The following is a 6134-nucleotide window of genomic DNA, read 5'->3' on the forward strand; positions in this document are numbered from 1 at the left end:
ATAAGAGACAGGCCTTCGAGTCCCCCGCCTTCCCGCCTCCCCGGAGTCGGGTTTCGTCACCCGATGACAGCCACCGGAGCGTCGACCAGGTCCCGGTCGATCGTCAGCTTCCGGCCACCGTGGGTCTCCGTGACCTCCCCGGCGTACTGGTGGATGCGGCGGTGGGGCTGCCAGGCGTTTCTGGAGAGGGTGCGTTCGTGGTCGGTCGAGGCCGCGACACGCCAGCGGGCGAACCACATGACCGAGGGAAGCGACCTGACGCCCGCGCGCCGGGCGCGCTCCATGTGCCGGATCCCGGACTCGGCGCTGCTGTAGAAGCCGGAGATGTAGCCGTGCCGGGTGACCGTGCTGCTCCAGGACCGGACGAAGGCCAACGTCACGGCGGCGCAGTCCTCGTCCCTGTCGTTGTACGCCTCCATGTCGAGGTAGATCGGACTTCCCGGCAGGATGCCGAGCCGCCGCGCCTTCTCCACCGCTTCGACGGCCTCCTCCGCCCCCTGGTCCTCCGGCTCGTCGCCGATGGGAACGACCCTCTTGGTCTCCGAGCGGACGCAGGGCGACTGCGAGCCGACGTACAGCGGAAGCACGCGCCAGCCGAGGTCCCGAGCGCCGGTGAGCCATGCGTGACTGAGCCAGCGCTGGCGGGGGCAGGCCCGTCCGTCACCGGCGAAGTAGACGCCGACGCCACGGTAGGGGGAGGTCTTCCACGCCCTCAGTGTCACGAGCGACGGGGCCTGGCAGGTGTCGAACGCCCGGCCCCGGAACACGGCGCGTGCCTTGGCCATCGGCGCCTTCGCGTCGGCCGCCGTGGCGGGCGCGTAACCGGCCGGGAGCTGGGCCATGCCCGCCATCAGGGCGACGAGATATCCGATGATCCTTCTTCGTGCGTCCATACGGCGAAGTCAAGGTCCAGGATCCCATGGGCCTTCGCTGACACGCCCTCGATTCATCCGTCTGGCCCGAGAAGCACCTCGGACGTGGGAACTCCGGCTCCAGGGTGACGAAACCGTCATTACGGCACGTTCCGACGCCGACGACGAGCGACCGCGCGACGGGCACCGAGGCACCCTCGCGCGGTCGTTCAGACCCTGTTCCGTTCCCTGTGCGCCCTCACCTCACCCAGGCCGTGCCGTCACTTCGCTTCCCATCGCTTCCCATCGCTTCCCACGTCCCCCTGAACCCCTCCGAGCTCGGGACCCCTGAGCCCCTGACTCCCTGAGCCTCAGAACCCTCAGGCCGAGAGCCCCCTCCGGCCACCGCGATCCCACGGCTCTCACCCCCCGCCCCGAACACCCCGGCCGACGCGTCCAGCCCGCCGGTCACGACGGGTGTCCGGAGCGGGGGCCGGGTCAGTCGTCGTGGATATTGGCGAAGACGACCCGGACGTTCTCCTGCTGGATGGCCGTATGGCCGGGACCGGTGACGCTCGCGGTGTTGTCCTGGTTCGTGGCTCCCGCGCCCGTGGCGACCTGCTGGGTGGTCGCGGAGTTCCCATGGTTGCTGCCTCCGACGCCGCTGCCGACGACGCCGGCGATCGCCGCGTTGGACCCCCTGTTGGCGAGCTGCCCACGAGGGCCGTCGTCGGCTTGCGCCACGCCGGAGAAGAGGAGCGCCGCCATCGGGAGGGCGGCGACGGCGCTGAGGATACGGGCTGCCGTACGGGTGCTTGCCATGTCATTCCTCCATCGGAACTGCTGTGCCTGGCAAGGCGGTTGGCCTGCCGCCTTGCGGATCAACGACGTCGCGACAGCAGATTTGCCCACCGAATCCCCACCGAACCCCCTGGGGCTCCCCATTCCCTCGCAAGCATGATGTTCCCCGGATAAACGTTCACCACTTCCACAGGTCAGGCCATCCGGTCGCGCACCCCTCCCTCGCCGCCCGGAACCCTCGAAACACTCACGGAACGCACCGTTTCACCACAGGATGCCCGCCCGCCGCGGCGCCCTCACGCCGAACCGACACGGGCTGTGGACCACCTTGATCGCGCCGACCGGCGAACTCCGGGTACCGGCCTCAGGCAGGGATCGCCGGCCATGGGGGAGGCGCCGGCCTGGGATCGGCGGGCCCCGCTCGCCTGCCGACAACTCCCGATCACCGATAACAGGCCACCGGACGACGGTGAACGGTGAACAGTGACGGCAGGACCCGGCCGTTCCGCCCGCCCCGGAACGGCCGGCGCCCCCGCGCCACCCAACTCCGCCGCGCGGCACCGGCGTTGGCCACGCTCATACCGGCACGGCGTCGACGGCACCCGGCGCACACCGTTCAGTCGCACCGCACGCACGTCATGCCGCGAAGCACTCGATCAGCCCGCCGCACGACAGCACTCCCGGACACCCGGACACCCGAACTCCCGCGTCCCTCAAGGCCTGAGACGGAAGACCCGGAGGATCACCGACCTCAAGCCCCGCCGCCCAAGGCCCGAACTCCCCACAGACCAGCGATCGCACAGGAAGGCACCCCATGACGAACCTCATATGCCAGGTCCTGCCCATCGCCGCCCCGACCGTCGGCTGGGCCGCCCACGCCCTCTTCCTCGCCCGCCGCCTCCGTACCGCCCGCACGGACCCGCTCACCGGGCTGATGCGGCGCGAGGAGTTCACCTCCCGCGCCCTTCGCGCGGTGCGCCACCCACACGCTGCCGTGCTGCTGCTCGACCTCAACGGCTTCAAGCAGATCAACGACACGCACGGGCACGCGGTGGGCGACCAGGTCCTGGCGGCCGTGGGCGGCCGGCTCGCCGCGTGGTGCGCCTCGCGCGGCGGCTTCGCGGCGCGGCTGGGCGGCGACGAGTTCACCGCGGTCGTCCGCCTGGACCCCGACACCGATCCGGACGACGAACTGACCTACGGCCTGTCCGCCCGCCTCTCCACCCCTCTCGACACGGGAACCGTAACTCTCGCCCCTCGCGCCTCCATAGGGCTCTGTCACACCGCGCACCGTCCGGGTGCCGCCCTCTCCGAACTTCTGCGCGGCGCCGACGAGGCCATGTACACGGCCAAACGCCTCGGTGCCCCGTGGCGGCCCGCCGGCCCCGTCGCCGCCTACCCCACCGTGGCCGGACGGCGCGCCGGGCGGCCGGGTACGCATCTGACGCTGCTCACCCCGGTCCGGCGCCGGGCCGCGTCCTGAGCCGTCGCGGCGGCTCCGGCCGCGCGCCGCGTCCGCCGGGCGACGCCCCACCGCCCGGCGCACGGCCCCCTTACCGCCTCAATCCCACTGCTCGGAGAAGGTCCGGCCGGGCACCGGCTTGCTGATGAGGGCCAGCGGGACGAAGAAGGCGACCTGGCCGATCGCGACCGTCAACGTGGCCAGTTCCTTCTCGTCGTAATGTTCGGCCGCCTGCGCGTACAGCTCGTCGGACACCCGCTCACCGTGCGCCGACGGCTGGAACACCGCCTCCGTCAGCGCCAGCGCGACGCGCTCGGCGGGGGTGAAGTAGGGCGCGTCCTGCCACGAGGACACCGCCGTGATGCGCTCCTCCGACTCGCCGGCCTTACGCAGCAGGTCCGTGTGCAGCATGGTCAGGTACGTGTTGCCGACGATCTGACCGGCCCGCAGGTGGGCCAGCCCGATGGTGCGCCGCGGCACCGACCGGTTGCCCACCGCCTTGAACAGCGCCGCCGAGACGTCCGCCAGCTCCGGGACCAGCGCCACCGGGTCCGACATCCGGGAGGCCGCCGCCACCTCCGCCGTGATCGCGCGCTCCGCCATCGTCATCTCCTCCTCGATCCGCCACCGCGGCACCACCGCCGCGTTCTTGGCTGTCATCGCACTGACGGATCCCGGAGAACGAACGTGACCGGCGGAGCGCTGTGACCCGCCCCACACGACGCGACGCCCCGCACAGCGCCCCCCGCCTTTGGCGCGGCCGACCTCCCGGCCGCCCGAAATCCACTGGGCCACCCGTGCGAAGATCCGGACAACGCTCGGGGTCCACCCGACTCCGCACGGCACGACTCGACTCCTGGAGCCCTACGTGACCCAGTCCTCCCGCCGGGGGCGCACCCTGTCACGCCTCGCCGCCTCGGTACTCGCGGCCACCCTGGCCGCTGCCGCCGCCGGTACGGCCGCGGCGGCCGACGGGGGCACATCCCCCGCGGCGTCCGGGCCGTCGAAGAGCACGGCGGGGGCCACGGCCAAGGCCGGGCGGCACCGCCCCACCCCCACCGCGCCGTCCTTCTTCCTGTCGGGCATCCTGCCGTCGGGCCAGATGTACGTGTACATGGCCGACGGGAAGGGCGGTTTCGACACCCGCTCGGGCGCCTACGTGTGGCCGCACCTGAAGTTCTGCGCGTCGGTCGACCCGGACCTGACGGGCTGGCAGGACGGCGCCTATCACGTCATGGACGACGGAACGCTGAACCTCTGGCGCGGCGGCAAGCTGAAGCGGGTGGCGGGCGGCTGGTCCGGGTACGACAACGTCTTCTCCCCCGGCACCCTCGCCCGCGCCGCCCACCCCGACTTGGTGGCCCGCGACAGGCAGGGCGTCCTCTGGCGCTTCCAGACCATGGCGAACGGCACACTGGCCGCCGGCACCAAGATCGGTCCGGGTTGGGGCCAGTACACACGGATCACCGGGCTCGGTGACCTGACCGGCGACGCCAAGCCCGACATCGTCGCCCGCGACAAGCAGGGCGTCCTCTGGCTGTACAAGGGCACGGGCGACGCGCGGAAGCCGTTCGCCTCCCGTACGCGCGTGGGCGGCGGCTGGAACACGTTCGACAAGTTGGTGACCACGGGAGACGTCGACGCGGACGGCCACAGCGACCTCCTCGCCCGCGACCGCAAGGGCAACCTGTGGCTCTACAGGGGCACGGGCAAGGCGGCCACCCCGTTCAAGCCCAGGACGAAGATCGGCACGGGCTTCAACCAGTACCGCGACCTCTTCTGACGCCCGCGGCCGCGGTGCCTTCCGGCTCAAGGGCGGCAGGGCAAGGAACCGTCTTGCGTCCGTGTGGGCGGAGCCGCGAGTTCCGCCCACTGACCGGACACCCTCGTGTGCCGGGCCACTTGATCCCTACGCGAACGCGCTACTGATCTTCCGGCACCGCGGGACGGCATCCTCGTCACCCGCCTCACAGCGGTCGCCCGTGCGGCCGTTGTCGAGGACGATCTCCACGGCCTCGACAGCCTTGATGTTCTCCCGGTGCTCGTCGGGCATCGTCGACGACCACTCGTAGGCGGACCCGTAGTGGAAGCCCGCGATATCGGCCAGCTCCATGTTCTCCTTTGTGGCGGCGGAAGGAAGAGACGTCTTCACCTTCAACACACCGCCCTGGAATGTGAAGGACCTGGTGTACTTCCGGGGGTCGTAGGTGCCGGGCTGGCCCAGGGCGGCGATTTCGTCGGGGTCCTCATCGCATCCGGTCCCTCGGTCCATTGAGCAGGTTTCCTCGTCGAACGCCTTTATGGAGGCGATGACTTCCCTGGGGCCGGCCACGCGTTCGGGCTTGGGCGGCTTCTTGATCTGCCCCCCGGCCTCAGCCTTCGGGGACCGCGACGAAGACTCAGCGGGCTCGGCGCCCCTCTCCGATTCCTTGTCGGATCCGCCGCACGCTGTCAGAGACACTGACAGGACGGCGGCAGCGAGGGACGCCACAACGGCCTTGCCGGCAAAACGCAATCTTGCTCCCCTATGAGGCGGCGCAAGGCCGAGGCTTCCCCGTAAGGGCTTCACGCTACCTTTCACACAGCAGGCTTCCGACGCCTGCCCCAGCACGCCGACCAGGCGAACGCCCCGGTAAGGGCGAGCGAAGGACAGGCGGGCCGACGAAGGCGATCACGCGGAGGGGGCGGGACACCACCCCCCCCGGATCCTGGCCCCAGGTTGGCCACACGCCCTGGTCGTCGGTGGGATGTCGCCGGATCAGGGTGAGACGAACCCGGCACGAAAGGGGTGCCCCCGAATCCGGGGCACCCCTTCTGACCAGCGATGACGCTGGCCTCGGCGGAGGCTGAGGGATTTGAACCCTCGGTGACATCGCTGCCACGACGGTTTTCAAGACCGTTCCCTTAGGCCGCTCGGGCAAGCCTCCCCGCGCCGGGCTGCCCGCCGCGGCGCGGGGGAAAGCCTACCGGGTGCCGGTTGGGGCGGGGAGACCTGGCGTGCGGGACGGGGTCCGTGGGGG

Annotated in this window: 6 protein-coding genes and 1 tRNA gene; 2 read left to right on the top strand and 5 right to left on the bottom strand. The window is 71.0% G+C overall.

Features of this window, described 5'->3' with window-relative positions:
- Positions 1–56 precede the first annotated feature (56 nt).
- Together ACSNOK_RS29470 and ACSNOK_RS29475 are read right to left on the bottom strand one after the other, a co-directional pair.
- Positions 57–893: a DUF1906 domain-containing protein gene (locus ACSNOK_RS29470; protein WP_436783849.1), complete on the bottom strand. Its 837-nt coding sequence runs from the start codon at positions 891–893 to the stop codon at positions 57–59.
- 456 nt (positions 894–1349) lie between these two features.
- Entirely contained in the window at positions 1350–1673 is a 324-nt protein-coding gene (locus ACSNOK_RS29475; RefSeq protein ID WP_436783850.1) for a hypothetical protein, read from the bottom strand.
- A gap of 793 nt (positions 1674–2466) precedes the next feature.
- Between ACSNOK_RS29475 and ACSNOK_RS29480 the strand changes: the two genes are divergently transcribed.
- Positions 2467–3135: a GGDEF domain-containing protein gene (locus ACSNOK_RS29480; protein ID WP_436783851.1), complete on the top strand. Its 669-nt coding sequence runs from the start codon at positions 2467–2469 to the stop codon at positions 3133–3135.
- A 78-nt stretch (positions 3136–3213) separates the two neighbouring features.
- Here ACSNOK_RS29480 and ACSNOK_RS29485 read toward each other — a convergent pair whose 3' ends face one another.
- Positions 3214–3717 (bottom strand): carboxymuconolactone decarboxylase family protein, encoded by a 504-nt coding sequence (locus ACSNOK_RS29485; protein ID WP_436783854.1) that lies wholly within the window; start codon positions 3715–3717, stop codon positions 3214–3216.
- A 265-nt stretch (positions 3718–3982) separates the two neighbouring features.
- On the opposite strand from ACSNOK_RS29485, the gene ACSNOK_RS29490 reads away from it, so the two are divergent.
- A complete protein-coding gene (locus tag ACSNOK_RS29490) occupies positions 3983–4897 on the top strand; it encodes an FG-GAP repeat domain-containing protein (RefSeq protein WP_436783852.1) in 915 nt (304 codons plus the stop codon).
- A gap of 126 nt (positions 4898–5023) precedes the next feature.
- Here ACSNOK_RS29490 and ACSNOK_RS29495 read toward each other — a convergent pair whose 3' ends face one another.
- Positions 5024–5629, bottom strand: coding sequence for a hypothetical protein (locus ACSNOK_RS29495; RefSeq protein WP_436783853.1), 606 nt, complete (start codon positions 5627–5629; stop codon positions 5024–5026).
- 325 nt (positions 5630–5954) lie between these two features.
- Positions 5955–6041: transfer RNA gene (locus tag ACSNOK_RS29500), tRNA-Ser, on the bottom strand.
- Positions 6042–6134: the final 93 nt, after the last annotated feature.

It is taken from the genome of Streptomyces sp. URMC 126 (genome assembly GCF_051386555.1).
GTDB lineage: Bacteria > Actinomycetota > Actinomycetes > Streptomycetales > Streptomycetaceae > Streptomyces.